The organism is Streptomyces seoulensis (assembly GCF_004328625.1).
GTDB lineage: Bacteria > Actinomycetota > Actinomycetes > Streptomycetales > Streptomycetaceae > Streptomyces > Streptomyces seoulensis.
This window is the reverse complement of record NZ_CP032229.1, coordinates 4,952,276-4,978,300: the sequence shown is the minus strand read 5'-3', so window position 1 is coordinate 4,978,300 and position 26,025 is coordinate 4,952,276. Positions and strand designations below refer to the sequence as shown.

Genomic DNA, 26,025 nt, shown 5'->3' with positions numbered 1-26,025 from the left:
TCAGTACTCCAGCCGCTCGCGGCGGCCCAGCCGCATCACGATCGCGGCGAACGCGAGCGTGACGACCAGCAGGGCGACGCCGATGGTGGTGGCGTAGGCGGCCTGACCGTCCCGGAACGCCTTCTGGTACACGTACAGGACCAGCACCGTGGTCGAGTAGTCGGGGCCGCCGGGGCCGGTCGTCATGATCTGCACGACCGCGAACGACTCGGCGCCGAGCGCGAGGATGCCCATGTAGACCCAGCCGGACTGCACGGTGTCCCACAGCAGCGGCAGGGTGACCCGGAAGAAGGTGGTCGCGCGGCCGGCTCCGTCCAGCAGCGCCGCCTCGTACAGCTCGGCCGGGATCGAGGCCATGCCGGCGCTGAACAGCACCACGAAGAAGCCGGTGGTGGACCAGACCAGCACCGCCATCACGCACCACAGGGCAAGACTCGGATCACCGAGCCAGAGCGGCTGGAGCGAGTCGAGGCCGATACCGCGCAGGAACGAGTTGATCGCGCCGCTGTCCGGGTTGTAGGCGAAGGCGAACAGCAGGGCCACGATGGCGATCGAGAGCACCTGCGGAAAGAAATAGACGATCTTGTAGAAGCCGGAACCGCGCACTCCGGTGACCACCGGACCGCCTTTTCGGTGCCGGCCGCCCACATTGATCATGAAAGCGAAGAACAGGGCCATGCCGAGTGTCACCAGCGGCAGAAGCAGGGCGAAGAGCAGGCTGTGCGTCAACGACTTCCAGAAGATGTCGTCGTGCAGCATCCGGGTGTAGTTGTCGACACCGACCATGCTGAATTCGGGGCTCAGGCCGGTCCAGTCCGTGAACGAGTAGTAGATGGACTGGATGAACGGCCAGATCACAAAGAGTGCGTAGAGCCCGAGCGGGGCCGCGAGGAACCCCGTGATGAACCCGTACTTGCCGTGCTGCATTGCCGGACGACCCCGTTCCTGGACACGTACTGGGACATGTGCTGCCGCTGGTGACGAACCCGTGAGGGGGTGTTACTTGTGCTTGTAGTGCTTGATGGAGGTGTCCTTGGCGGCCTCGTCGGCGAAGCCCTGGATCTTCTTGACCGTCTCGGCCGGGGTGAGCCGGCCGGCCATCATCTCGCCCAGGCCGCCGACGCCGATCTTCTCCTTCTCCAGCTGGACGTACCAGTCCGGGATGCGCGGGTTCACCACGTTGTCCCCGGCCTTGTCCAGCGCCGCCACGCCCGACTTCAGACCGGGGGTCAGCTCGATGCCGTCGATGCCGCCGTTCAGCGCGGAGAGCGACTTCACCTTGGAGGTGAAGTTCCGCGAGGACGCCTCGGAGAGCATGACGCGCAGCTGCTCCATGCCGCCCTCGGGGTTGGCCGCCTTGGCCGGGACGACGAAGGGCTCGCCGCCGGAGGCCCAGATGGTACCGAAGGGCATCTTGTCGGAGCTGTCGATGCCGGTCGGCGCGGACACCGCCAGGTCGAAGTCGGCCGGGATCACGTTGGCCGACTCGTTCTCCACCCAGGAGCCGTTGGGGATGAACAGCGCCTTGCCCTTGGCCCAGGCGGTCTGCGACTGGATGTGGTCGAGGCCGGGCGTGCCGCGCAGGATGTAGCCCTTCTGGAACAGCTCGTAGTACGCCTCGAAACACGCCTTGACGGCCGGGTGCTTCCAGGCGTTGGGCTCCAGGTTGTCGATCGCGTCCAGCACCTCGCGGCCGCCGACCTTGGCGATCATCGGGTAGAGCGAGAAGGGCAGGTAGTACGGGTACTTGCCCGCGTAGGTCCAGCCCGCGATGCCCTTCTTCTTGGCCTTGGCGCAGACCTTGAGCATGTCGTCCCAGGTCTCCGGGTACTTCTCGTCGAGCCCGTCCAGGGCCTTCTGGGAGTACCAGACGCCGTACACGGTGTAGGCGTAGTTGAGGATCCACACCGGGTCGCCGTCGAACTGGCCCATCTCCACGATGCCCGGCCGCAGGGTGTCGCGGACCTTCTTGGAGGGATCGTCGTAGGACGGCGCGTCCAGCAGCGGGGTGAGGTCGGCGAGCTGCTTCTTGCCGACCAGGACGCCCATGTCCATCTGCTCGGCGCCGGAGTTGTCGATGAGGTCCGGCGGGTTGCCCTGGTTGAAGCGGGGCTGGAGGGTGGACTGGATCTTCTGGGTGGCGGAGAACTTCACCTGCGCCTTGGGGAAGTCCTTCTCGTACAGCTTCACCGCGTCCTCGGCGTACTCCTTGCCGAAGCCGCCGTCGAAGAGGACGAAGTCCAGCTTCGCGGTGTCGTTGACGCCCAGCGGGTTCTTCGCGGTCTTCTTGCCCGCCTTCGCCTTGTCCTGCCCGTCGCCGCCGCTGCTCGCGCAGGCCGACAGCAGCCCCATTCCGGGGGCGGCCACCAGGCCGATCGCCGCGCTGCGCTTGATCAGTTCACGACGGCCGACGCCCTCGCTGCCATGCTGTCCGGTGGAACCCATGCTCAAGTCCTCGCCTTCTCCAGGACTCAGGCGGTGAACCGGATCTCCCCCCGGCACCGCGGTCGGGTTGTGCTGGCTCGTGCAGGAAACGCCGACAGGTATAGTCCACTTCCCGCCAAGGGGGCAAGATCGAATGCAAGGTCGGCCGCCGGTCTTTTCCGAGTTGAGACCTGCTGGAAATATCGCCGGGCTCCGCACACCCTGCCGGATGAATTACCGATATAGCCCCCTGAATGCCGCAGCCAACACCCTTGACATCACCGGCCACTTGACCACCTACTGGTTCCTGCGCAGCAAGTTGACAACGTTGTCCGGCAGTAAGCGCGGGAGGGGAATCCGTAGATGCAGCGGAGATCTCGGCACAGATGGACTCCGGCGGTCGTCCTGACGACCGCCTTTGTCATGGGCGTCGGCGCGCAGGGAGCGGCGGTCGCCGTGCCGGCCCGGACTCCTGGCGCCGCCACGGAGTTCGCGTCCTCGTTCGAGTCCGGCGATCCGGCGCCGGACTGGCTGAACACCGTCGAGACCGGGCCGGGCGGCGCCAAGCGCTCCTCGGGCGTGGACGGCGGCTACAGCAACGGCATTCCGGGCAATGTCACCGACCACGTCACCGATCTGCGGGCGAGCGGTGAGAACACCGGCGCGGGCGAGGTGAAGGAGAACCTCACCGATGTCGATCCCGGAAGCAAATGGCTGACGTTCGCACCCACCGGCTGGGTGGAGTTCGACCTGGACCAGCCGGTGAAGCTCGCCGCCTACGCGCTCACCTCGGCCAACGACCACGCCGAGCGCGACCCCAAGGACTGGCAGCTCCAGGGCTCCACGGACGGCAAGGACTGGAAGACCCTCGACACCCGGACCGGCGAGACCTTCCCGGACCGGTTCGGGACCAAGTCGTACCAGCTCACCGAACCGGCCGAGTATCAGCACCTCCGCCTGGAGGTGACGAAGAACAACGGCGCCTCGGACGCGCTCCAGCTGGCCGACGTGCAGTTCTCCACCGGCGGCGGTGACGGACCGGCGCCGCAGGACATGCTGAGCCTCGTCGACAAGGGCCCCAGCGGCTCCCCCACCGCCAAGGCGCGGGCGGGCTTCACCGGCACCCACGCCCTGCGCTACGCCGGACGGCACACCGCCGACGGCCGGGGTTACTCGTACAACAAGGTCTTCGACGTCGATGTGAAGGTGGCCCGCGACACCCGGCTGTCGTACCGCCTCTTCCCGTCGATGGCCGACGGCGACCGGGACTACGACGCCACCAACGTCAGCGTGGACCTGGCCTTCACCGACGGCACCTATCTCAGCCAGCTCGGCGCGAGCGACCAGCACGGGTTCCCGCTGACCCCGCGCGGCCAGGGCGACGCCAAGGTGCTGTACGTCAACCAGTGGAACGACGTGGCGTCCCGGATCGGCGAGGTGGCGGCCGGCAAGACCGTCGACCGGATTCTCGTCGCCTACGACTCCCCCAAGGGCCCGGCGAAGTTCCGCGGCTGGGTGGACGACGTGGCGCTGAAGCGGGTGGCGCCCGAGCGGCCCAAGGCGCATCTGTCGGACTACGCGCTGACCACGCGCGGCACCAACTCCAGCGGCAGCTTCTCGCGCGGCAACAACTTCCCGGCCGCCGCGATGCCGCACGGGTTCAACTTCTGGACCCCGGTGACCAACGCGTCCTCGCTGAGCTGGCTGTACGAGTACGCGCGGGCCAACAACGAGGACAACCTGCCGACCGTGCAGGCGTTCAGCGCGAGCCATGAGCCGAGTCCGTGGATGGGCGACCGGCAGACCTTCCAGCTGATGCCGTCGGCCGCCAAGGGCACCCCGGACACTGGCCGCGAGGCCCGTGAGCTGGCCTTCCGGCACGAGAACGAGACGGCCCGGCCGTACTACTACGGGGTGAAGTTCGAGAACGGCCTCAAGGCCGAGATGACCCCGACCGACCACGCGGCCGTGCTGCGCTTCAGCTACCCCGGCGACGACGCGAGCGTGCTGTTCGACAACGTCACCGAGCAGGCGGGCCTCACACTGGACAAGGAGCACGGGATCGTCTCCGGCTACTCCGACGTGAAGTCGGGGCTGTCCACGGGCGCGACCCGGCTGTTCGTCTACGGCACCTTCGACAAGCCGGTGACCGAGGGTTCCTCCAGCGGGGTCAAGGGCTATCTGCGGTTCGCCGCGGGCGCCGACCGCACGGTGACCCTGCGCCTGGCGACCTCGCTGATCAGCCTGGACCAGGCGAAGGACAACCTGCGCCAGGAGATCCCGGACGGCACCTCCTTCGACACCGTCAAGGCGCGCGCCCAGCGTGCCTGGGACAAGATCCTCGGCAGGGTCGAGGTGGAGGGCGCCACCCCGGAGCAGCTCACCACGCTGTACTCCAGCATGTACCGGCTCTACCTCTACCCGAACTCGGGCTTCGAGAAGGTCGGGGGGAAGGACCAGTACGCCTCGCCGTTCTCCCCGATGCCGAGCCCGGACACCCCGACGCACACCGGCGCCAAGATCGTCGACGGCAAGGTGTACGTCAACAACGGTTTCTGGGACACGTACCGCACCACCTGGCCCGCCTACTCGTTCCTGACGCCGTCCCAGGCGGGCGAGATGGTCGACGGGTTCGTGCAGCAGTACAAGGACGGCGGCTGGACCTCCCGCTGGTCCTCCCCCGGCTACGCCGACCTGATGACTGGCACCTCCTCGGACGTGGCGTTCGCGGACGCCTACGTCAAGGGCGTGAAGTTCGACGCGAAGGCGGCGTACGACGCGGCGGTGAAGAACGCGACCGTGGTACCGCCGAGTTCGGGCGTCGGCCGCAAGGGCATGGCCACCTCGCCCTTCCTCGGCTACACGAGCACGGACACAGGCGAGGGCTTCTCCTGGGCCATGGAGGGCTATGTCAACGACTACGGCATCGCCAAGATGGGCGAGGCCCTCTACAAGAAGACCGGTGAGAAGCGGTACAAGGAGGAGTCGGCCTACTTCCTCAACCGGGCCCGCGACTACGTGAACCTCTTCGACGCGAAGGCCGGCTTCTTCCAGGGCCGCGACGCCAAGGGCGACTGGCGCCTGGACTCCGCCAAGTACGACCCCCGCGTCTGGGGATACGACTACACGGAGACCGACGGCTGGGGCTACGCCTTCACCGCCCCGCAGGACAGCCGGGGCCTGGCCAACCTGTACGGCGGCCGCAAGGCCCTCGGCGACAAGCTGGACGAGTACTTCGCCACCCCGGAGACCGCGTCCCCGGAGTTCACCGGCTCCTACGGCGGTGTCATCCACGAGATGACCGAGGCGCGGGACGTCCGGATGGGCCAGTACGGCCACTCCAACCAGGTCGCCCACCACGTGAATTACATGTACGACGCGGCCGGCGAGCCCTGGAAGGCGCAGAAGAACGTGCGCGAGGTGCTGTCCCGCCTCTACACGGGCAGCGAGATCGGGCAGGGCTACCACGGCGACGAGGACAACGGCGAGCAGTCGGCCTGGTACCTCTTCTCCTCGCTCGGCTTCTACCCGCTGGTCATGGGCAGCGGGGAGTACGCCATCGGCTCGCCGCAGTTCAAGAAGGCCACTGTCCACCTGGAGAACGGGCGGGATCTGGTGATCAAGGCACCGAACAACAGCGACCGCAATGTGTACATCCAGGGTGTCCGCTTCAACGGCCGTTCCTGGAACTCCACTTCGCTCCCCCACTCGCTGCTCTCCAAGGGCGGGGTCCTGGACTTCTCGATGGGTCCGAGGCCGTCGTCGTGGGGTTCGGGCAAGGACGCCGCCCCGGTGTCGGTCACCGAGGACGACAAGGTGCCGACCCCGCGCGCGGACGTGCTCAAGGGCGACGGCGCGCTGTTCGACAACACCTCGGCGACGAGCGCGGCGGTCACCTCGGTGGACCTGCCCACCGGTTCGGACGGGGACGCCACCAAGGCGGTGCAGTACACGCTGACCTCGTCGGCGGACCGTACGAAGGCGCCCACCGGCTGGACCCTCCAGGGCTCCACCGACGGGACGGCCTGGCAGACGCTGGACAAGCGCTCCGGTGAGTCCTTCGCCTGGGACCGCCAGACACGGGCGTTCAGCGTGACCGCACCGGGTGCCTACACCAAGTACCGGTTGGTGCTGGACGGGGAGTCGACGCTGGCGGAGGTGGAACTGCTGGCCTGACGGCTCCGGATCGACGGGTGGAGGGGCGGTCCCGGGCCGGGGCCGTCCCTTCCTCGTGTTCCTGGTGGCCGGTGCCGTCTGCTTGGCCGTTCAGGGGGCATTAGCCGGTGGGTCGGGCCCGTGCGGTCCGGCCCGGCCCCGCCGACCCAGCCGAGGAGTTGCACCGATGCCGACCGCCGTACCGGAGAGATCAGCGGGCCTGCCCGAGGACGGGACCCGCCCCGTCAGGACGACTTCCACCGGGCGCCCCCGCACGCTGCCACGCGGAGTGGCACGGGCGGCCGCCTCCATCGGGGCGCTGGCCGTCTGCCAGGCCGTCCTGATGATCGGCATCGGCTTCCTGATCACCGGCCCCGCCAAGCACGTGTGGCCGATGACGGCCGAGGACGGCGTCAACCGGGGCCTGGAGCGGCTGCGTACCTCCACCCTGACCACGCTGTCCTCGATCGGGTCCGAGCTGGGCAACACGGGCACCGTGATCGGGGTGACGCTGGCGGCCTGCCTGGCGCTGATCTTCATACCCCGGCTGCCGATGTGGCGTCAGGTGTCGTTCCTGGCGCTCGGGGTCGCGCTCCAGTCGCTGGTGTTCCTGGTCATCACCATCGCGGTGGACCGCCAGCGCCCCGATGTGCACCGGCTCGACGGCTCCCTGCCGACCTCCAGCTACACCTCCGGCCACACCGGCGCGGCCACCGCGGTCTACGGCGGCCTCGCCGTCCTCGTGCTGTCCCGCGTACGCAGCCCCTGGCGGCGCGTGCTCGCCGCGCTGCTGCTCCTGCTGCCGGTCCTCGTGGCCCTCTCCCGGCTGTACCGGGGCATGCACCACCCGACCGACGTGGCGGGCGGCATGATCAACGGCGCGCTGTCCCTGCTGATCGTCGGGCACGCCCTGCTCCGCGACGGCCGGGTGTCGGCGCCCGCCGCCCTGCCCGAGGTCCCGAGGGCCGCCCTCGCCGAGCGGCTGCCGGGCCGGGTCGCGGTGATCGTCAACCCCACCACCGTCGACGAGAGCGCCCGTGACGAGCTGCGCCGGGTCCTCGCCCAGCACGACCACCACGAGCCGGTGTTCATCGAGACGACCGCCGCCGACCCCGGCGGCGGCCAGACCGCCCAAGCGCTGGACGAGGGTGCCGCGCTGGTCGTGGTCTGCGGCGGCGACGGCACGGTCCGCGCGGCCGCCGACCGGCTGGCCGGCAGCGGGGTCCCGCTGGCCGTCGTGCCGTTCGGCACCGGCAACCTCCTGGCCCGCAACCTCGGCCTCCCGCTCACCCCGGCCGAGGCGCTCGACGCGGCCCTCGGCGGCGCGCCCCGTGTCATCGACCTCGCCCGCGTCGAGGGCGACGGCCTCCCCGCCACCCACTTCGCGGTGATGTCCGGCGTCGGCCTGGACGCCGCGATGATGACGTACGCCGAGGAGCACGACCGGGCCAAGGCGATGCTGGGCTGGCCCGCGTACGTCCTGGCCGCCCCCAAGGCGATGCGCGGCCCCCGCATGAGCCTGAGCGTCCGTCTGGACGGCGGCCGGCCGCTGCGCCGTACGGCCCGCATGGTGCTCGTCGGCAACACCGGCGAACTCCAGGGCGGTCTGCGCCTGATCCCGGACGCCCGCCCCGACGACGGCGCGCTGGACCTGCTCATCCTCGACCCGCAGGGCGCCGGCGGCTGGCTGCGCACGGTGAGCGCGCTGCTGCGCCGCAAGGGGGACGGCGAACAGGGTGACGGGCAGCCGGAGTTCCGTACCTTCCGGCGGGCCGAGTTCACCTTCGACGCCCCCGAGCCCCGGGAGATCGACGGCGACCCGGTCGGCACCGGGACCCGGCTCTCGGTGGAGGTCGTGCCGGGCGCGCTGACCGTGCTGGTCCCGAACCGGGAGAGCTGACGTGGGCAGCGCGACCAAGGTCCCGGAGACCCGGGACATGACCGGGGACGAACTCTCCGCCGACGAGGCGTGGGTGACCCTGCGCCGCTACGGCGGCTGGTCCCTGCTGCGCGACGCCTTCCTCCGCTTCCGGTACGCCGACGGCTTCAGCCACTCCCGCGCGCTCGCCCTGCAGACCGTGCTCTCCGTGATACCGCTGGCCATCGCCTTCGTCGGCCTCTCCACCAGCCTGCACACCGAGGACATCGGCAGGATGGCCGAGCTGACCATCCACCGCATCGCCGAGGGTCCCAGCGCCGAGGTGGTCGACGACGCGCTCGACCGCAGCCGCCGCAAGGCGGGCGACGGCTCCCAGGTCGCCCTCTGGTTCGGCGCGATCTTCTCGATCGTCAACGTCACCACGGCGATGTGCCAGATAGAGCGCGGCGCCAACCGCATCTACGGCAACGAGCGCGACCGGCCCTTCCACCTCAAGTACTCGCGCGGGCTGGTCATGGCGCTCTCCGCGGGCTTTCCGCTCGGCCTGGGCTTCGTGGTGATGGTCGCGGGTGACGACCTCGCCTCCGCCGCGGGCTCGGTCTACGGGCTGGGCGCGAACGCGCAGATGGTGTGGAACATCCTGCGCTGGCCCTTCGGGCTGCTGCTCGCCCTGATCTCCGCCAGCGCGATCTTCCGCCGCTCACCGCGCCGCAAACAGCCGGGCTACACCTGGCTGGCCTTCGGCGCGGCCGTGTATCTGGTGCTGTGGATGACGCTGACCTGGGTACTCACCCTGTACCTGGACCTGAGCGGCTCCTTCGACACCGTCTACGGTCCGCTGAGCGCCTTCATGTCCCTGCTGCTGTGGGCCTACCTGACCTCGCTCGCCCTGTTCCTCGGGCTCTCCTTCGCGGCCCAGCTGGAGGCGGCGCGCGGGCGGCGGCCCGAACCGATCCAACCCGACCCGGGGGTCTGATCCCGATGAAAACCACCACCCTGCGGCCCTCCGACCGGCGGTTCGGCATCCGGCTGCTGGCGGCGGCCGGGGTCGCCGCGGCCGCCGCCGTGCCGTTCGCGCTGCTGCTGGTCCTGGTGGAGGGCCGCTGGCGCCCGCTGCGCGACCTCGACCGCGACGCGGCGAACGGGCTGCACGGCGTCGCCGTGGACCACCCGGCCTGGACCAGCACCCTGCGCGTGCTGTCCAACTACGTCTGGGACCCGCTCACCCTGCGCGTGGGCGTGGCCCTGCTGACCGGCTGGCTGCTGTGGCGCGGTGCCCGGCGGCTGGCCGCGTGGGCGGCGGTGACGGCGGTGGCCGGGGGCCTGATCGGACTCGGGGTGAAGACGCTGGTCGAACGGGCGCGGCCGGTGCTGCAGGACCCGGTGGCGCACGCCCCGGGCTACTCGTTCCCGTCCGGGCACGCGATGACCGCCACCACCTCGTTCGCGGTGTTCCTGCTGGTGCTGCTGCCGATGGTGCCGCGCCGGGCCCGGATCGCCTGCTGGGCGGTGGCGGTGGTGTCGGTGCTGGGCGTCGGCTTCACCCGGGTCGCGCTGGGCGTGCACTGGTTCAGCGACGTGCTGGGCGGGTGGCTGCTCGGGCTGGCCGTCGTCGTCCTGACCACCTGGGCCTTCGAGGCGTGGCGGTCCGACACCGGCCGGCGGCCCACGCATGTCGCGGAGGGCCTGGAGCCCGAGCTGACCGGCCCGAGTCCCGAGCCGGACAGCACCCCCCGCTGAGCCGCGTCACACGCCGGTCAGCCGGCCGATCTCCTGCGGGTCGAGCCCGGTCAGGCGGGCGATGCGCGGGGCCGGGACCCCGGCGGTCAGCGCCCGGTGCACCAGGGTCTCCCAGCCCTGGGTGGCGTCCCGGAAGTCCAGCAGCTCCCGCTCCATGTCGGTGACCGACTGGGGCGCGCACTCCTGCTGGACCCGGACCTCCTCCTCCGGCGTCAGCGGGATCGGCAGCCGCTCGGCCTCCTCGGGGATGAGGATCTCCGACCCGGCGGGCAGAATCCTCAACTGCTCGGAGGACGGGGCGACATCGTGGGCGGAGATCCAGCCCCGCACGGCCGGGGTCTGGTCGCATTCCAGCGGGGCGACGGCGGCCATGGCCGCGCCGAGGCTCGGGTGACGGTCGGGGAGCAGGAAGAGGTAAGCCTCGTCGGCCATCGGGCGGTTCCGCCTTGTCGGTGTCGGTTTGGGTGCGTGCAACGATGCTACTGCCGCCGCACCGCGCCCCATCGCACCTGGAAGACGGAACCGCCCCGGATCACTTGACGGCGAGCGCGAACACGTGCAGGTCGCCGTCGTCCGGCAGCTTCACGCTCCTGATCTCCTTCCCGTCCGGCGCGGCGAACGGCTTGGTGGCGAACACATAGGTGGCGACCGGGTCCTTGTCGGCCCCCGCGACATTGCGGTAAGCGGCCTTGGCCACGACCTCGTTGCCGTACTGCACGGTGCCGCCCCCGCCGCCGACGGTCCAGTCGGTGAAGGCGAGGTCGGTGGTGGCGGTGCTGCCGTCGGTGTAGGTGACGGTCGCCTTGGCGGACTGGTTGCCGTTGACGGCGCTGCCGATGAAGGCCAACCCGGTCGTCCCGTCCTTCAGTTCGACGGTCTGGCCGTGGGCGGAGGCGTTGTCCGGGCGGCCGGCGGGCGAGTCGGGCCAGGTGAAGGCGAGGTCACCGGTGGTGGCCTGCTTGCCCGGGGTGAGGCCCGCCGCGGCGAGGGCCTGCTTCGAGTAGCTCCAGCCGCCGCCGTCGTAGTCCGCCTCGTCGTGGTCGCCGGTGTCGTCGGAGACGCCGGTGTTGTCGTAGGCGGCCAGCAGGGTGCCGGGGGCGGCGACGGTCAGGGAGACGGGCTGCACGTAGGAGGTGTCGCCCGAGGTCACCGTGACCTTGGCGGTGTAGAAGCCCTGGGTAGCGTCCTCGGCCGCGCTCAGGGTGATTCGCTGGGCGCCGCCGGTGACCGTGCCCTCGGCGGGAGTGGCCGTCACTCCGGCGGAGCTCTCGACCTTGAAGCGGACCTCGGGACCGGTGCCGCCGTTCAGCGACAGCGCGCGTACGTCGATCGCGGTGCTGTCGCCCGGCGCGAGGGTCGCGGTGGTCGGGCCGACGCCGATCTGGTACGGCTGCTCGCCCTGCCGGAAGGAGGGCGGCGGGGTCTTGGCGCCCCAGGCGCGGTTCGGGGTGGTGCCCAGCCGGTAGTCGAGCCGGCCGCCGTCCCGCACGAAGGACGCGGGTAGCCAAGCCCGGTCACTGGAGCGTCCGTTGACCTTCAGGGACTGGACGTAGGGCGCGTCGGTGGCCGCGCCGTCCGCGCGGATCGAGATGTCGTCGCCCTGCGGCCGGTTGATCTCCACCCGCTCGAACAGCGGTGAGGCGAGGACCAGTTCGGAGCGCGAGGGCACCTGCGGGTACATGCCCATGGCGGAGAAGACGTACCAGGCCGACATCGCGCCCAGGTCGTCGTTGCCGGGGATGCCGCCGGGCCCGGTGGACCAGAGCTGCCCCATCGCCGCCCGCACCGTCTCCTGCGTCTTGTACGGGGCGCCCGCGTAGGCGTACAGGTACGGCACGTTGATCGAGGGCTCGTTGTCCATCTCGGACTTGGCGCCGCCCTGGCCGGTGAAGGCCCACTTGCCGTCGGCGGTGTGGAAGAAGGAGTCCAGCCGGGCCAGCGCCTTGTCGGCGCCGCCCAGCGCGGCGAACAGCCCGGCCGGGTTGTGCTGGACCATCCAGGTGTACTGGGCGGCGCTGCCCTCCACGAACCCGTTGCCGGTGTCCGGGGTGAAGCCGGTGACCCAACTGCCGTCCGCCTTGCGGTTGGCGATGTAGCCGCCGGTGGAGTCGGCCGCGATGTTGAAGTTGTTCTGCCACCACTGGGCGCGCTCGGCGAACTGCTTCTCGGTCCGCTTCTCCCCCGCGGCCGAAGCGAGTTGGGAGAGGGAGAAGTCGGCGGTGGACATCTCCAGCGTCTCGGCGGCTCCGCCCCAGGCGTTGGAGACGCTGGGCATGTAGTGCAGCTTCAGGTACTTGTCGAGCGAGGGCCGCTGGCCGACGGAGAGCACCGGCTTCCCGGCCGCCGAGAGATCCTGCTCGGTGGGCACGGTGGCCGCCTTGACCAGGGACTTCAGGGCGCCCTTGAGGTCGAACCCGGTACCGCCGAAGGCGTGGATGCCGGCGAGGGCGCTGGGCGAGGGGTCGCCGTTCATGACGTGGGTGCCGCCCGCGTTGTGCAGCCAGCGGTCCCAGGTGCCGCCGTTCTGCTTGCTCAGCTCGTAGAGCGACTGCGCGACGTCCGAGCCGGTGCGCGGGTCGAGCAGGGTGAGCAGCTGGACCTGGTCGCGGTAGACGTCCCAGCCGGAGAAGGTGCCGTACTGGGCGCGGTGGCCGGGGCCCACCCGGTGCACCTTGCCGTCGCTGCCCCGGTAGCGGCCGTCGGCGTCGCTGATCACGTTGGGGTGGAACAGGGCGTGGTAGAGCGCGGTGTAGAAGGTGGTGCGCTCGGCGTCGGTGCCCCCGCCGACCCGGATCGCGCCGAGCCGCTCCCGCCAGGCGGCGCGGGCCGCGTCCCCCGTACCGCGTCGAAGGAGCGGTGCGGGCCGTTCTCCGCGCGGAGGTTGGCCTCGGCGGCGTCCTGACTGACGTACGAGATACCGACCTTGACGTTCACCGGGCCCTCGCCGGGCGCGAACTCGACATAGCCGCCCGCGCCTTTGCCGGCGACGGGCCGGCCGCCGTGGGAGAAGCCGCCGGTGCCGCCGGAGGCGCTGGTGGAGCCGGGGGTGAGCTTGTCGTCCTGCCAGGTGCCGGTGGCCTTGAAGGCGCGGTCGAAGTGGGCGGTGAAGTACAGCGTGTAATACGAGCGTTGGCCCTCGGGGTCGAGGTAGCCGCAGAAGTTGCCGGAGGTGACCGAGCCGGTGATCGTGTGGCTCTCGGGGTCGATGCTGACCGTCGAATCCTCCGATCCCACCTCGGAGTTGGCGGTGCGCACCAGTAGCGAGGCGGGCTTGCCGGCCGGGTAGGAGAAGCGGGCCGAGCCGGTGCGGGCGGTCGCGGCGAGGTCGGCGGTGACTCCGGAGGCCAGGCCCACCTTGTAGTGGCCGGGCTCGGCGGTCTCGTCGGTGTGCTTGAAGTCGGAGGCGTAGACGGCGTCCTTGGTGTCGCTCGCCGGGGAGGAGGCGACGTCACCGGCGTACGGGAAGAAGGGGATGTCCCCGCTGCCGCCCGCGCAGCCGGTGCCGGACATGTGGGTGAGGCTGAAGCCGCGGGTGCGGGTGGCGTCGTAGTGGTAGCCGCCGGGCGCGGTGGTGCGGGTGGCGTCGCCCCTGGTGGTCTCGGGGCTCCAGGAGAGCATGCCGAAGGGCACCACGGCGCCGGGGTAGGTGTCGCCGCCGTTGCTGCTGCCGATCAGCGGATCGACGTACGGCGTCGGGTCGTTCACCAGGCCGGGTGGTGCGGTGCCCGCCGCGAGGGCGGGGGTGGCGCCGCCCACCGCGAGCGCGGCGGCCAGCAGCAGGGACATGGGACTGAAACGCATCACGCGGCCCTTCCTCCTTGCGGACGGGTCGCGCACCACGGGTCGCACAAGCCGCAGGGACAGTAACGCGTGTCCACGGCCTCACGGAAGAGGGCCGCTCCAATGGCTCAAGTACCTTGACATCGTTGTCCGTTGGACCGGTAGAGTCAGCGACGGACCCACCAGACAACGTTGTCGCGCCCCACCGCAGGCCAAGCCACCCGCACCGCGCACGACCCCTGTCAGCTCCGGGCGGGCACCCCGTCCCCCCGGCTCCGCCCGGAGCACCCCCGCGCTCACCTCCCCGAGCACGGCGAAGGGCCGCACCCCCGTCACCGGGGATGCGGCCCTCGACTGCGTTGCCCTGCTGCCTACTTGCGGATCAGGCTGCGCAGCACGTACTGCATGATGCCGCCGTTGCGGTAGTAGTCCGCCTCGCCGGGAGTGTCGATGCGGACGACCGCGTCGAACTCCACGCCGGTGTCGGTGGTGACCTTGACCGTGCGCGGGGTGGTGCCGTTGTTCAGCTCCTCGACGCCGGTGAAGGAGAAGGTCTCCTCGCCGGTCAGGCCGAGGGAGGCCGCGGTGGCGCCCTCCGGGAACTGGAGCGGGAGGACGCCCATGCCGATGAGGTTCGAGCGGTGGATGCGCTCGTAGGACTCGGCGATGACGGCCTTGACGCCGAGGAGCGCGGTGCCCTTGGCGGCCCAGTCGCGGGACGAGCCGGAGCCGTACTCCTTGCCCGCCAGCACGACCAGCGGGATGCCCTGGTCGATGTAGTTGCGCGAGGCGTCGTAGATGAAGGAGACCGGCGCGCCCTCGACGGTGAAGTCGCGGGTGTAGCCGCCCTCGGTGCCCGGCGCGATCTGGTTGCGCAGGCGGATGTTGGCGAAGGTGCCGCGGATCATGACCTCGTGGTTGCCACGGCGCGAGCCGTAGGAGTTGAAGTCACGACGCTCCACACCGTGCTCGGTGAGGTACTTGCCCGCCGGGGTGTCGGCCTTGATGGCGCCGGCCGGCGAGATGTGGTCGGTGGTGACCGAGTCGCCCAGCTTGGCCAGCACGCGGGCACCGGTGATGTCGCTGACCGGGGACGGCTCCGTCTGCATGCCCTCGAAGTAAGGGGGCTTGCGGACGTAGGTCGACTCGGCGTCCCACTCGAAGGTGTTGCCGGTCGGGATCGACAGGGCCTGCCACTGGGCGTCGCCCGCGAAGACGTCCTCGTAGGACTTGGCGAACATGTCCTCGCCGATGGCGTTCGCCACGACCTCGTTGACCTCGGCCTCGGAGGGCCAGATGTCCTTGAGGAAGACCGGGTTGCCGTCCTGGTCGATGCCCAGGGCGTCCTTGGTGATGTCCACCTTCATGGAGCCGGCGAGGGCGTACGCGACCACCAGCGGCGGGGAGGCCAGGTAGTTCATCTTGACGTCGGGGTTGATCCGGCCCTCGAAGTTGCGGTTGCCCGAGAGGACCGAGGTGACCGCGAGGTCGTGGTCGTTGACGGCCTTGGAGACCTCCTCCGGCAGCGGGCCGGAGTTGCCGATGCAGGTGGTGCAGCCGTAGCCGACGAGGTTGAAGCCGACCTTGTCGAGGTAGGGGGTCAGGCCCGCCTTCTCGAAGTAGTCGGTGACGACCTTGGAGCCCGGGGCGAGGGTGGTCTTGACCCACGGCTTGCGGGTCAGGCCCTTCTCCACGGCCTTCTTGGCGACGAGCGCCGCGGCGACCATGACGTACGGGTTGGAGGTGTTGGTGCAGGAGGTGATGGCCGCGACCGTCACCGCACCGTGGTCCAGCTCGTAGGTGGTGCCGTCGGGGGCGGTCACGGTGACCGGGTTCGACGGGGTGCCGTTGGGGGCGACGGCCGGGGAGTCGGAGGCCGGGAAGGACTCCTTGCCCGCCTCGTCCACGACGTCGACGTAGTTGAGGACGTCCGACTTGAACTGCTCGGCGGCGTTCGCGAGGACGATGCGGTCCTGCGGGCGCTTCGGGCCGGCGATGGAGGGGACGACCGTGGAGAGGTCCAGCTCCAGCTTCTCGGAGAAGTCGGGCTCGGCCTTCGGGTCCAGCCAGAGGCCCTGCTCCTTGGCGTACGCCTCGACCAGCGCGACCTGCTGGTCGCTGCGGCCGGTCAGACGCAGGTACTTCAGCGTCTCGTCGTCGATCGGGAAGATCGCCGCGGTGGAGCCGAACTCCGGCGACATGTTGCCGATGGTGGCGCGGTTGGCCAGGGAGGTGGCGGCCACACCCTCGCCGTAGAACTCGACGAACTTGCCGACCACACCGTGCTGACGCAGCATCTCGGTGATGGTGAGCACGAGGTCGGTGGCGGTGGTGCCGGGCGTGAGCTCACCGGTGAGCTTGAAGCCGACGACGCGCGGGATCAGCATGGAGACCGGCTGGCCGAGCATCGCGGCCTCGGCCTCGATGCCGCCGACGCCCCAGCCCAGCACACCGAGGCCGTTGACCATGGTGGTGTGCGAGTCGGTGCCGACCAGGGTGTCGGGGTACGCCTTGCCGTCACGGACCATGACGACGCGGGCCAGGTGCTCGATGTTTACCTGGTGGACGATGCCGGTGCCCGGCGGGACGACCTTGAAGTCGTCGAACGCGGTCTGACCCCAGCGCAGGAACTGGTAGCGCTCCTTGTTGCGGCCGTACTCCAGGTCGACGTTCTGCTTGAACGCGTCGTTGGTGCCGAACTTGTCGGCGATGACGGAGTGGTCGATGACCATCTCGGCCGGGGAGAGCGGGTTGATCTTCGCCGGGTCGCCGCCGAGCGCCGCGACGGCCTCACGCATGGTCGCGAGGTCCACGACACAGGGGACGCCGGTGAAGTCCTGCATGATCACGCGGGCCGGCGTGAACTGGATCTCCTGGCTGGGCTGGGCCTGCGAGTCCCAGCCGCCGAGGGCACGGATGTGGTCGGCGGTGATGTTCGCGCCGTCCTCCGTGCGGAGCAGGTTCTCCAGCAGGACCTTCAGGCTGTACGGCAGGCGGGCCGAGCCCTCGACCTTGTCCAGCCGGAAGATCTCGTACGACTCGTCGCCCACCTGCAGCGTGCTGCGGGCGTCGAAGCTGTTCGCCGACACGACAGTCTCCTTCATTGATGTGCGCGTTCCACCGCATCCTGCCGCCACGCCGGTCCAGCGATCCGCTAAGGTAAGGCTAAGTTAGGTAACCCTTACCGGCGTGACTGCCGCGGTGCGCCTCGGCAGATATCTCGATGTCGAGATAACTCTAGTACATGGGGGCTGGATGGTCATGCCCGGACAGGGGGTGACCTGTCTCGCCCTCGGGGCCGGCGTCCAGCGCGTCGAGCACCGCGTCGCCGTTCGCCCTCGCCCACTCGGTCAGCGTGTGGATCGGACCGATCAGTGTCGCCCCGAGCGGGGTGAGCTCGTACTCGACGCGGGGCGGCACCTCGGCGTAGGCATGGCGGCGGACGAGTCCGTGCGCCTGGAGCCGTCGAAGCGTCTGGGTGAGCACCTTGCGGGAGACGCCGCCGATCAGCTCGATCAGCCGGCCATGGCGCACCGGGCCCCTGCTGAGGCCGTAGAGCACGACCACCGTCCACTTGTCGGCGATCAGCTCGACCGCGAGACGCGCCGGGCAGTCGGCGAGAAAGCAATCCCCGGAGTCGAAACCGCTCATGGCGCCAAAGGTACTCGCGCCGAAGGTACCTGCTGGTTCCTGTCGGATTCCTAGCCTGGGTCTCCTCCCCTTCCAGTTCCAGAGCCAGGAGAGTCATGCGAGTCATCACCCAGCAGACGCTCGGCGGCCCCGAGGTGCTCACCATCGTGGACGCGCCCGAGCCCCAGCCCCTTCCGACCGAGGTCCTCGTCCGCGTCAAGGCGATCGGATTGAACCCGCTGGAGGCGCGCCTGCGCGCCGGCGAGTTCCCGCTGATCGGCCGGCCGCCGTTCGTTCTGGGCTGGGACATCAGCGGCGTGGTCGAGGAAGCGCCGAAGACATGGCAGTTCAAGCCCGGCGACGAGGTGTTCGGAATGCCGCTGTTCCCCCGGGCGGCGAACGCGTACGCCGAGTTCGTGGCGGCGCCGGCGTTGCACCTGGCACGCAAGCCGGCGTCGCTCTCGCACGTCGAGGCGTCGGCGCTGCCGGTCGTCGGGCTCACGGCGTGGCAGGGCCTCGTCGACATCGCCGGCGTGAAGGAGGGCGACCGCGTCCTGGTCCACGGCGGTGGTGGCGGGGTCGGCCACGTCGCGATCCAGATCGCGAAGGCGCTCGGCGCGTACGTGATCACCACCGCCGGCGAAGGCAAGCGGAGGTTCGTCGAGGGGTTCGGCGCCGACGAGGTGATCGACTACACGGCGGTCGACTTCACCGGGGCGGTCCGCGACGTCGACGTCGTGCTCGACACGATCGGCGGCGACACCGTCGAGCGGTCGCTCGACGTACTCCGCCCCGGCGGTCACCTGGTGACGGCGGTCGCCGAGGAGGATTCGGCCCTCATCGCCAGGTACCAGGCGGCCGGCATGCGCTTCAGCGGCATCGCGGTCGCACCCGATCCGACCGCCCTGCGCGGTCTCGTAGAACTCGTCGAACAGGGCAGGCTCCGGGCCCACGTGCACAAGACGTTCCCCTTCGACCACGTCACCGACGCACACCGGCTGCTCGACACCGGCCACCTCCAGGGCAAGCTCGTCCTCACCGTCTGATCCTGTCTCGGCGCACTTTCCGTGGCGCCCCCGCCACACCCGGAACCGGGAGGCGTGCAGGGGCTCGCTGCTGGGACGATCACCGGATGAGCGACTTCTCGCACCGGCTGGACTCCGTCTACGGCGCGTACCCCGTCGACCTGGATGCCCGCCCCGACCTCGCGGCCGCGCTCGGCGCCGTCAACCGGGACCTGGCGGCGACGCTGCCGGAGGCCGGGCCGATGCGGCTGATGTGCACGCCGTCGGACGACGAGGACATCCCGGACCAGTACCACGCGGCGCTGCCCGACGACCGTTGGCACGACAGCGTGCAGGACCCCGACGCCGCCGGCGTGGCCGAGGCGGCCCAGGAGACAGTCCTGGGCGTGCTGTGGCAGGTGTGGCCGGTGTGCCTGGAGCATCGCACCGGGGTGCACGCGCACGCCGGAGCGGACGAGCGGGCCGTGTGGTGGTGCCGGGCCGGCGAGGGCCACGTGCTGTGCGAAGTGGGCGAACTGGCGCAAACCCTCCCGGGGAGGCAGCGCCGGGCACTGCGCCGGAAAGAGCGCAGGCGAGAGCGGTGAGGGGCGGCCTCAGTAAGCCATATGGGGGTATCCGAGTTGAGCGCCCCTCAGAGGCGCCGACAGTCTTAAGGAGACAGCCATGGGTCTGACGTTCCGCAAGAGCTTCCGCATCCTTCCCGGCGTGCGGCTGAACATCAACCGTCACTCCTGGTCCATCACGACCGGCGGTGGCAAGCACGGCCCCCGTCACACCCACAGCAGCACCGGACGCCGTACGACCTCGATGGACCTGCCCGGCCCGTTCGGCTGGCGCAAGACCACGACCAAGAAGCGCTGACCGCCACCGGGGGGCCGCTGACCTCGCGTCACCCGAACGGACCCCCCGGGAGGCGCGATCTCATATCTGAGATAGCCTCAACCTCATGTCAGACGACTACCTCGTACGCATCGGCAAGCTCATCCGTGACGCCCGGCAGCACCGTGGCTGGACTCAGGCGCAGCTCGCGGACGCGCTCGGCACCAGCCAGAGCGCGGTCAACCGCATCGAGCGCGGCAACCAGAACATCAGCCTTGAGATGATCGCCCGGATCGGTGAAGCCCTGGACAGCGAGATCGTGTCGCTGGGCTACGCGGGTCCGATGCACCTGCGGGTCGTCGGCGGCCGCCGGCTGTCCGGCGCCATCGACGTCAAGACGAGCAAGAACGCGTGCGTGGCACTGCTGTGCGCGTCCCTGCTCAACAAGGGGCGTACGGTGCTGCGCCGGGTCGCGCGGATCGAGGAGGTGTACCGCCTGCTGGAGGTCCTGAACTCCATCGGCGTGCGCACCCGCTGGATCAACGACGGCGTGGACCTGGAGCTGGTCCCGCCGGCCGAGCTGGAGATGGACGCGATCGACGCGGAGGCGGCCGTCCGCACCCGCTCGATCATCATGTTCCTCGGCCCGCTGCTGCACCGTATGGACCGCTTCATGCTGCCGTACGCGGGCGGCTGCGACCTCGGTACCCGCACGATCGAGCCGCACATGATCGCGCTGCGCCGGTTCGGCCTGGACATCGCGGCGACCGAGGGCCAGTACCACGCCGTGGTGGACCGCACGGTCCGCCCGGACCGCCCGATCGTACTGACCGAGCGCGGCGACACCGTGACGGAGAACGCGCTGCTGGCGGCGGCCCGCCACGACGGCGTGACCGTCATCCGCAACGCGTCCTCGAACTACATGGTCCAGGACCTCTGCTTCTTCCTGGAGGCCCTGGGCGTACGGGTCGAGGGCATCGGCACCACCACGCTCACCGTGCACGGCGTGCCGAACATCGACATCGATGTCGACTACTCCCCCTCGGAGGACCCGGTCGAGGCGATGAGCCTGGTCGCGGCGGCCGTGGTGACGGAGTCGGAGCTGACGGTGCGCCGGGTGCCGATCGAGTTCCTGGAGATCGAGCTGGCGGTCCTGGAGGAGATGGGGCTCGACCACGACCGCAGCCGCGAGTACTTCGCGGACAACGGCCGCACCCGCCTGGTCGACCTCACGGTCCGCCCCTCCAAGCTGGAGGCGCCGATCGACAAGATCCACCCGATGCCGTTCCCCGGTCTCAACATCGACAACGTCCCCTTCTTCGCGGCCATCGCCGCCGTCGCCCAGGGCCAGACCCTCATCCACGACTGGGTCTACGACAACCGCGCCATCTACCTCACCGACCTCAACCGCCTCGGCGGCCGCCTCCAACTCCTCGACCCGCACCGCGTGTTGGTCGAAGGCCCCACCCGCTGGCGCGCCGCCGAGATGATGTGCCCCCCCGCCCTCCGCCCCGCCGTCGTCGTCCTGCTCGCCATGATGGCCGCCGAGGGCACGTCGGTCCTCCGCAACGTGTACGTCATCAACCGGGGGTACGAGGATCTGGCGGAGCGGTTGAATTCGATCGGGGCGCAGATCGAGATCTTCCGGGACATCTGAGCGCCGCCTTCAAAAATCCCTCCCCTCGGGAGGGATTTTTGCTGTGTGGAGTTGCCCTGACCTGCGGGTCTGGCCGACTGCCGATGTGTTGGCGGTCTTCCGTTTCCATGCTGCCGATGAAGTCGACTTCGACATCGACCTGCGGGAGTTGCAGGGCCAGGAGCGACTCGAGGTGCTCTGCGGGTTCCTTCGGGAGGTCGGACAGCGGCTGGGCAAGCCGGTGCTGATGGACGCGGAGGGCGACTACGGCCATCCGGTGCTTGGCTTCGATGTCAAGGCCGATCGAGTCGTTCTCCTCACGGACCCGCAGGTCAGGTGACTGGGTCGACGGCTGCGGTTCGTAGGAGGTGCCGTCGCGGACCATCGCGAACAGGACATCGGCCCGTCGTCCCGCGAGGCAGAGCAGGGCATGGGTGTGGTGCCGTCCCTGGGCGATCTTCTTGTCGTCGTAGGCCCGCGATGTCGGGTCGGCCAGGGCGGCGAAGATCTCCTCGACCAGCCGCTTTCGGCCGCAGCAGCGTGACCAGCCGCTGACGGCCCGCCTTGCGCATCTTTGCCGGTGAGCCGAACCGCTCCAGCAAGGTCAGGACGGCAGGGCGCTGCAACCGCGGTCCCAGGACCCGTTCCGGAGACGGATGGATCTCGGTCAGCAGGCCGTGCAGCTCATGCATCTGGACGCGGCGGAGCGGGAGATCCGGCGTATGGAGCAGGTGGGTTCCAGGAAGTCGTGGGAGAGCTGAAAGAGACGTCAATTCGGGGGCACCCATTGACAATGCGAGAAGGGCTGCGTTGCACTGTTCAGCGCTCGCGGCAATTCGCAAAACCCCCGCCCGAGAACGGTATGTGAATTCGAGGAGAATATTCCGTGCCCGATGTCAGTCGTCGCAGGTTTTTGCAGATTGCCGCGGGGAGCGCGGCTGCCACGCGGTTGTCCGAGGGGATCGCGCGGGCCGCGAGCATCGGGCCCGCGGTGGGGACGGGGACGCTCGCCGATGTCGAGCATGTCGTCGTGCTGATGCAGGAGAACCGGTCGTTCGACCACTACTTCGGCACGCTGCGGGGGGTGCGGGGGTTCGGGGACCCACGGCCGCTCGGGCTGCCGTCGGGGAAGAGCGTGTTCCACCAGGCCGACGGGTCGGGGCGCGAGACGCTGCCGTTCCGGCCGGACGCCGACCGGCTCGGGATGCAGTTCATCCAGGATCTGGACCACAGCTGGGCGGGCACGCACGCGGCGTTCGACGGGGGTCTCTACGACAAGTGGATTCCCGCCAAGTCCACGACGACGATGGCTTACCTGACCCGTGCGGACATTCCGTACCATTACGCGCTGGCGGACGCGTTCACCGTCTGCGACGCGTACCACTGCTCGATGCTGAGTTCCACCGACCCGAACCGTTACTACATGTACACCGGTTATTCCGGTAACGACGGCAAGGGCGGCGGGCCGGTGCTCGGGAATGAGGAAACCGGGTATTCCTGGACCACGTTCCCGGAGATCCTCCAGCAGGCGGGCGTTTCCTGGAAGGTGTACCAGGACACCGGCACCGGGCTGGACGCGGCGGGCGGCTGGGGCTGGACCGGCGACGCGTTCATCGGCAACTACGGTGACAACTCACTGCTGTTCTTCAACCAGTACCGCGACGCCAAGCCCGGCGACCCCCTCTACGACCGGGCCCGCACCGGCACCAGGGCGACGAGCGGCGACGGCTACTTCGACCGCCTGCGCGCCGACGTGACCGCCGGAACCCTCCCCCAGGTCTCCTGGATCGCCGCCCCCGAAGCCTTCAGCGAGCACCCCAACTGGCCCGCCAACTACGGCGCCTGGTACATCTCCCAGGTCCTGGACGCGCTCACCTCCAACCCGGACGTCTGGAGCCGTACCGCGCTGCTGCTGACCTACGACGAGAACGACGGCTTCTTCGACCACGTCGTCCCGCCCTTCCCGCCCTCCTCCGCCGCGCGCGGGCTGTCCACCGCCGATGTGACGAGCGAGCTGTACGGCGGCTCGGCCGGGTACGCGGCAGGGCCGTACGGGCTCGGCCCGCGCGTGCCCATGCTGGTCATCTCGCCCTGGAGCACCGGGGGTTGGGTCTGTTCGCAGACCTTCGACCACACCTCGATCGTGCAGTTCATCGAGAAGCGGTTCGGGGTGCGCAACCCCCATGTCTCACCCTGGCGGCGCGCGGTGTGCGGTGACCTCACCTCGGCCTTCGACTTCTCCCGGGGCAACTCCGCCGCGCCCGGCCTGCCCGACACCAGCGGGTACCGGCCGCCGAACCACGCCAACCCCGGCAACTACGTGCCCAAGCCCCCGGCCGCCGGCGCGCTGCCCAAGCAGGAGCGCGGGACGCGGAGCGCGCGGGCGCTGCCGTACGACCTGGCCGTGGACACCAAGGGGGTCGGCGGGCGGATGCAGTTCACGTTCGCCGCGCTGGGTGCCGCCGGGGCCGCGTTCCACGTCACCTCGGCCACCCGCACCGACGGCCCCTGGCCGTACACCGTCGAGGCGGGCAAGAGCCTGACCGACAGCTGGGCGCTGCCGGGCACCCGTTACGACTTCTCCGTGTCCGGCCTCAACGGCTTCCTGCGCCGCCAGGCCGGCACCAACTCCGCCGTCGGCCCCGAGGTCACCGCCCGGCACGACAACTCCGCCGGACAGGTCACCCTCACCTTCGCCAACGCGGGCAGCGCCGCCGTCACCTTCACCGCCACCGACGCCTACGCCCCGGCCCAGCACTACACGTACACCGTCGAGCCCGGCGCCTCCCGCGTCGTCAAGGGCTGGGGCGTGGCCGCGGGGAACCGCTGGTACGACGTGACGGTCACCGCGAGCACCGACTCCGCCTTCGTACGCCGCTTCGCCGGACACGTCGAGACGGGCGCCCCCAGCACGAGCGACCCGGCGACCGCCACGGTGTGATCACGGACGCGGGGGTCTCGTCCGGCGGCCGGCTGCCTGCGGGGAGGCGGGGTTCCGGGCGTCCTCGGGGCACGGTTTTCCGTTGCCGATATGGGGGACTCGGCGCTCATGGTGCGAATCGGGTACACGATGATGACCGAGCAGGCCGGGCCGCGTGAGCTGGTGGAGCATGTCGTGCGGGCCGAGGAGGCGGGGTTCGACTTCTCCGTGACGTCGGACCACTACTTCCCGTGGCTGCGCTCGCAGGGCCACGCGCCGTACGCGTGGAGCGTCCTCGGCGCGGCCGCGCAGGCCACCTCGCGGATTCCGCTGATGACGTACGTGACCTGCCCGACCTTCCGCTATCACCCGGCGGTGGTGGCGCAGAAGGCGGCGACCCTGCAACTGCTGTCCGGGGGCCGCTTCCGGCTCGGGCTGGGCTCCGGGGAGAACCTCAACGAGCATGTGGTGGGCCAGGGCTGGCCCGCGGTGGACGTGCGGCACGAGATGCTGGAAGAGGCGGTGGAGATCATCCACGCCCTGTTCGAGGGCGGCCACGTCACCTACCACGGCAAGCACTACGACGTGGAGTCGGCCAAGTTGTGGGACGTGCCCGAGCCGCCGCCGCCCATCGGCATCGCCGTCTCCGGCGAGCAGTCCTGCGCGCTGGCCGGGCACCTCGCCGATCTGGTCATCGCCACGGAGCCGAAGAAGGACCTGCTGGAGTCGTTCGAGCGGCACGGTGGCACGGGCAGGCCCAGCGTGGGCCAGCTCCCGGTCTGCTTCGACCCCGACCGGGACGCCGCGATCCGGCGCGCCCACGACCAGTTCCGCTGGTTCGGCCTGGGCTGGAAGGTCAACTCCGAGCTGCCGGGCCCGGATTCCTTCGAGCAGACGACCCAGTTCGTCACCGAGGACGACGTGGCCTCCGCGATCCCCTGCGGCGACGACCCGGAAGCCTTCGTGGAGGCCGTACGCCCCTACGCGGAGGCCGGGTTCACCGAGGTGGCCCTGGTGCAGATCGGCGGCCCGACCCAGCCGGCCTTCATCGACTGGTCGGAGAAGACGCTGCTGCCCGCGCTGCGGAACGCCTTCGGCTGAGCGGCGGCTCGATCCGTACGGCGCCCGACCGCCGCGCTCCCTGGGCCAGTTTGCCGTCATCGTCCGCTGAGCAGTAACAGACAGCGGACGGTGACGGCAGCCTTTGGGGGGCGCATGGCGTACGTGATCGTGGTGCTGCTGGCGGCGGCGCTGGCCGGCTGGGCGGTGCACGTCCGGGCGCGGAAGTTCCCGGGCAGCCTCGCCCTCGCGGTCCTGCCCAGGCACGCCGAGGACCGGCGCCCGCTGGCCCAGGCGCGGGCGAACGTACGCAGCCTGGAGCAGATAGCGCGCTCGGAGGAGTCCGACGCGCGGGCCGAGGTGGCCCGGCAGGAGCAGAAGCGCGAGGAGGAGCTGCGTGCCGCCGCGCGGCGGGTCGCCGCGCTGGAGAAGCCCGGCCGGGGCAAGCGGCTCGACGCGCTGGGCGAACTCACGCTGTACGAGCACGTGTTGGTGAAGCGCACCGCCAACGGCGCCACCCGCACCCTGCACCTGGCCGACCGCCGGGTCCGGATCGACTCCGGCGACAGCGCCTACTACCTCTACGTCCTGGAGGCCGACGGCACCCCCGAGCGGACCAAGTACCCGCGCAGCACCGGCGAGGGCGAGAAGGCGACGGGGTTCACCGAGGACCGGGTGCGGGACTTCGCCGACGCGGTGCAGTCCGCGGTGGCCAGGGAGAACACTTTCCGCGCCACCCTGCCGGAGCAGCTGAAGCAGGCCCAGCACGACCGCGAGCTGCTGGAGCAGGACACCGAGGCGGTGGACCGGGCACGCGAGCGGCACGCCGAGGTCCGGGCCCGTCACAAGGACAACGCCCGCCTGGCCGAGGCCCGCACCGAGCTGGACGCGGCCAGGACGGAGTGGCGGCGGCACACCGGGCGGATGCCTCCGCCCTAGGGGGTGTCGCCGCCGCAGG

16 protein-coding genes and 3 pseudogenes are annotated in these 26,025 nt (G+C 70.1%); 12 read left to right on the top strand and 7 right to left on the bottom strand.

Going from position 1 to position 26,025, the window contains the following annotated elements:
- Both D0Z67_RS22875 and ngcE read right to left on the bottom strand, forming a co-directional pair.
- Positions 1 to 927, bottom strand: a complete 927-nt coding sequence (locus D0Z67_RS22875) for a carbohydrate ABC transporter permease (protein WP_031181616.1) — start codon at positions 925 to 927, stop codon at positions 1 to 3.
- A 72-nt stretch (positions 928 to 999) separates the two neighbouring features.
- A complete protein-coding gene (gene ngcE / locus D0Z67_RS22870) occupies positions 1,000 to 2,445 on the bottom strand; it encodes an N-acetylglucosamine/diacetylchitobiose ABC transporter substrate-binding protein (protein ID WP_031181615.1) in 1,446 nt (481 codons plus the stop codon).
- Between the two features lie 342 nt (positions 2,446 to 2,787).
- Here ngcE and D0Z67_RS22865 point away from each other — a divergent pair, with 342 nt between their 5' ends.
- The 4 genes from D0Z67_RS22865 to D0Z67_RS22850 all read left to right on the top strand — a co-directional run bounded on the left by D0Z67_RS22865 (position 2,788) and on the right by D0Z67_RS22850 (position 10,198).
- Entirely contained in the window at positions 2,788 to 6,600 is a 3,813-nt protein-coding gene (locus tag D0Z67_RS22865) for a GH92 family glycosyl hydrolase (protein ID WP_199812188.1), read from the top strand.
- 166 nt (positions 6,601 to 6,766) lie between these two features.
- Positions 6,767 to 8,479 (top strand): bifunctional phosphatase PAP2/diacylglycerol kinase family protein, encoded by a 1,713-nt coding sequence (locus D0Z67_RS22860; RefSeq protein WP_031181613.1) that lies wholly within the window; start codon positions 6,767 to 6,769, stop codon positions 8,477 to 8,479.
- 1 nt (position 8,480) lies between these two features.
- Complete coding sequence (locus tag D0Z67_RS22855) at positions 8,481 to 9,434, top strand: YihY/virulence factor BrkB family protein (RefSeq protein ID WP_031181612.1); 954 nt, start codon at positions 8,481 to 8,483, stop codon at positions 9,432 to 9,434.
- A 5-nt stretch (positions 9,435 to 9,439) separates the two neighbouring features.
- On the top strand, positions 9,440 to 10,198 hold the full coding sequence (locus tag D0Z67_RS22850) for a phosphatase PAP2 family protein (RefSeq protein WP_031181611.1): 759 nt from the start codon (positions 9,440 to 9,442) through the stop codon (positions 10,196 to 10,198).
- A 6-nt stretch (positions 10,199 to 10,204) separates the two neighbouring features.
- Here D0Z67_RS22850 and D0Z67_RS22845 read toward each other — a convergent pair whose 3' ends face one another.
- The 4 genes and pseudogenes from D0Z67_RS22845 to D0Z67_RS22830 all read right to left on the bottom strand — a co-directional run bounded on the left by D0Z67_RS22845 (position 10,205) and on the right by D0Z67_RS22830 (position 17,629).
- Complete coding sequence (locus D0Z67_RS22845; protein ID WP_031181610.1) at positions 10,205 to 10,630, bottom strand: DUF6003 family protein; 426 nt, start codon at positions 10,628 to 10,630, stop codon at positions 10,205 to 10,207.
- Positions 10,631 to 10,730: 100 nt separating this feature from the next.
- Positions 10,731 to 13,999: pseudogene (locus D0Z67_RS22840) on the bottom strand (GH92 family glycosyl hydrolase).
- A gap of 350 nt (positions 14,000 to 14,349) precedes the next feature.
- On the bottom strand, positions 14,350 to 17,067 hold the full coding sequence (gene acnA, locus D0Z67_RS22835; RefSeq protein ID WP_031181609.1) for an aconitate hydratase AcnA: 2,718 nt from the start codon (positions 17,065 to 17,067) through the stop codon (positions 14,350 to 14,352).
- Between the two features lie 148 nt (positions 17,068 to 17,215).
- Positions 17,216 to 17,629 (bottom strand): winged helix-turn-helix transcriptional regulator, encoded by a 414-nt coding sequence (locus D0Z67_RS22830; protein ID WP_051887782.1) that lies wholly within the window; start codon positions 17,627 to 17,629, stop codon positions 17,216 to 17,218.
- 95 nt (positions 17,630 to 17,724) lie between these two features.
- Here D0Z67_RS22830 and D0Z67_RS22825 point away from each other — a divergent pair, with 95 nt between their 5' ends.
- From D0Z67_RS22825 to D0Z67_RS22805, 5 genes and pseudogenes are all read left to right on the top strand, one after another.
- Positions 17,725 to 18,654: an NADP-dependent oxidoreductase gene (locus tag D0Z67_RS22825; protein ID WP_031181607.1), complete on the top strand. Its 930-nt coding sequence runs from the start codon at positions 17,725 to 17,727 to the stop codon at positions 18,652 to 18,654.
- Between the two features lie 86 nt (positions 18,655 to 18,740).
- On the top strand, positions 18,741 to 19,217 hold the full coding sequence (locus tag D0Z67_RS22820; RefSeq protein ID WP_051887781.1) for a hypothetical protein: 477 nt from the start codon (positions 18,741 to 18,743) through the stop codon (positions 19,215 to 19,217).
- A 79-nt stretch (positions 19,218 to 19,296) separates the two neighbouring features.
- Positions 19,297 to 19,494, top strand: coding sequence for a DUF4236 domain-containing protein (locus D0Z67_RS22815; RefSeq protein ID WP_031181605.1), 198 nt, complete (start codon positions 19,297 to 19,299; stop codon positions 19,492 to 19,494).
- 85 nt (positions 19,495 to 19,579) lie between these two features.
- Positions 19,580 to 21,109, top strand: coding sequence for a helix-turn-helix domain-containing protein (locus D0Z67_RS22810; protein WP_031181604.1), 1,530 nt, complete (start codon positions 19,580 to 19,582; stop codon positions 21,107 to 21,109).
- Positions 21,110 to 21,161: 52 nt separating this feature from the next.
- Positions 21,162 to 21,428 (top strand): annotated as a pseudogene (locus D0Z67_RS22805) (hypothetical protein); the annotation flags it as partial.
- A 181-nt stretch (positions 21,429 to 21,609) separates the two neighbouring features.
- Here D0Z67_RS22805 and D0Z67_RS30595 read toward each other — a convergent pair.
- Positions 21,610 to 21,777 (bottom strand): annotated as a pseudogene (locus D0Z67_RS30595) (IS110 family transposase); the annotation flags it as partial.
- 197 nt (positions 21,778 to 21,974) lie between these two features.
- Between D0Z67_RS30595 and D0Z67_RS22795 the strand changes: the two are divergent.
- The 3 genes from D0Z67_RS22795 (at position 21,975) to D0Z67_RS22785 (ending at position 26,006) form a co-directional block, all read left to right on the top strand.
- Positions 21,975 to 24,029, top strand: coding sequence for a phosphocholine-specific phospholipase C (locus D0Z67_RS22795; protein ID WP_031181602.1), 2,055 nt, complete (start codon positions 21,975 to 21,977; stop codon positions 24,027 to 24,029).
- Between the two features lie 108 nt (positions 24,030 to 24,137).
- Positions 24,138 to 25,109, top strand: coding sequence for an LLM class F420-dependent oxidoreductase (locus D0Z67_RS22790; protein ID WP_031181601.1), 972 nt, complete (start codon positions 24,138 to 24,140; stop codon positions 25,107 to 25,109).
- Between the two features lie 114 nt (positions 25,110 to 25,223).
- Entirely contained in the window at positions 25,224 to 26,006 is a 783-nt protein-coding gene (locus D0Z67_RS22785; RefSeq protein ID WP_031181600.1) for a hypothetical protein, read from the top strand.
- Positions 26,007 to 26,025: the final 19 nt, after the last annotated feature.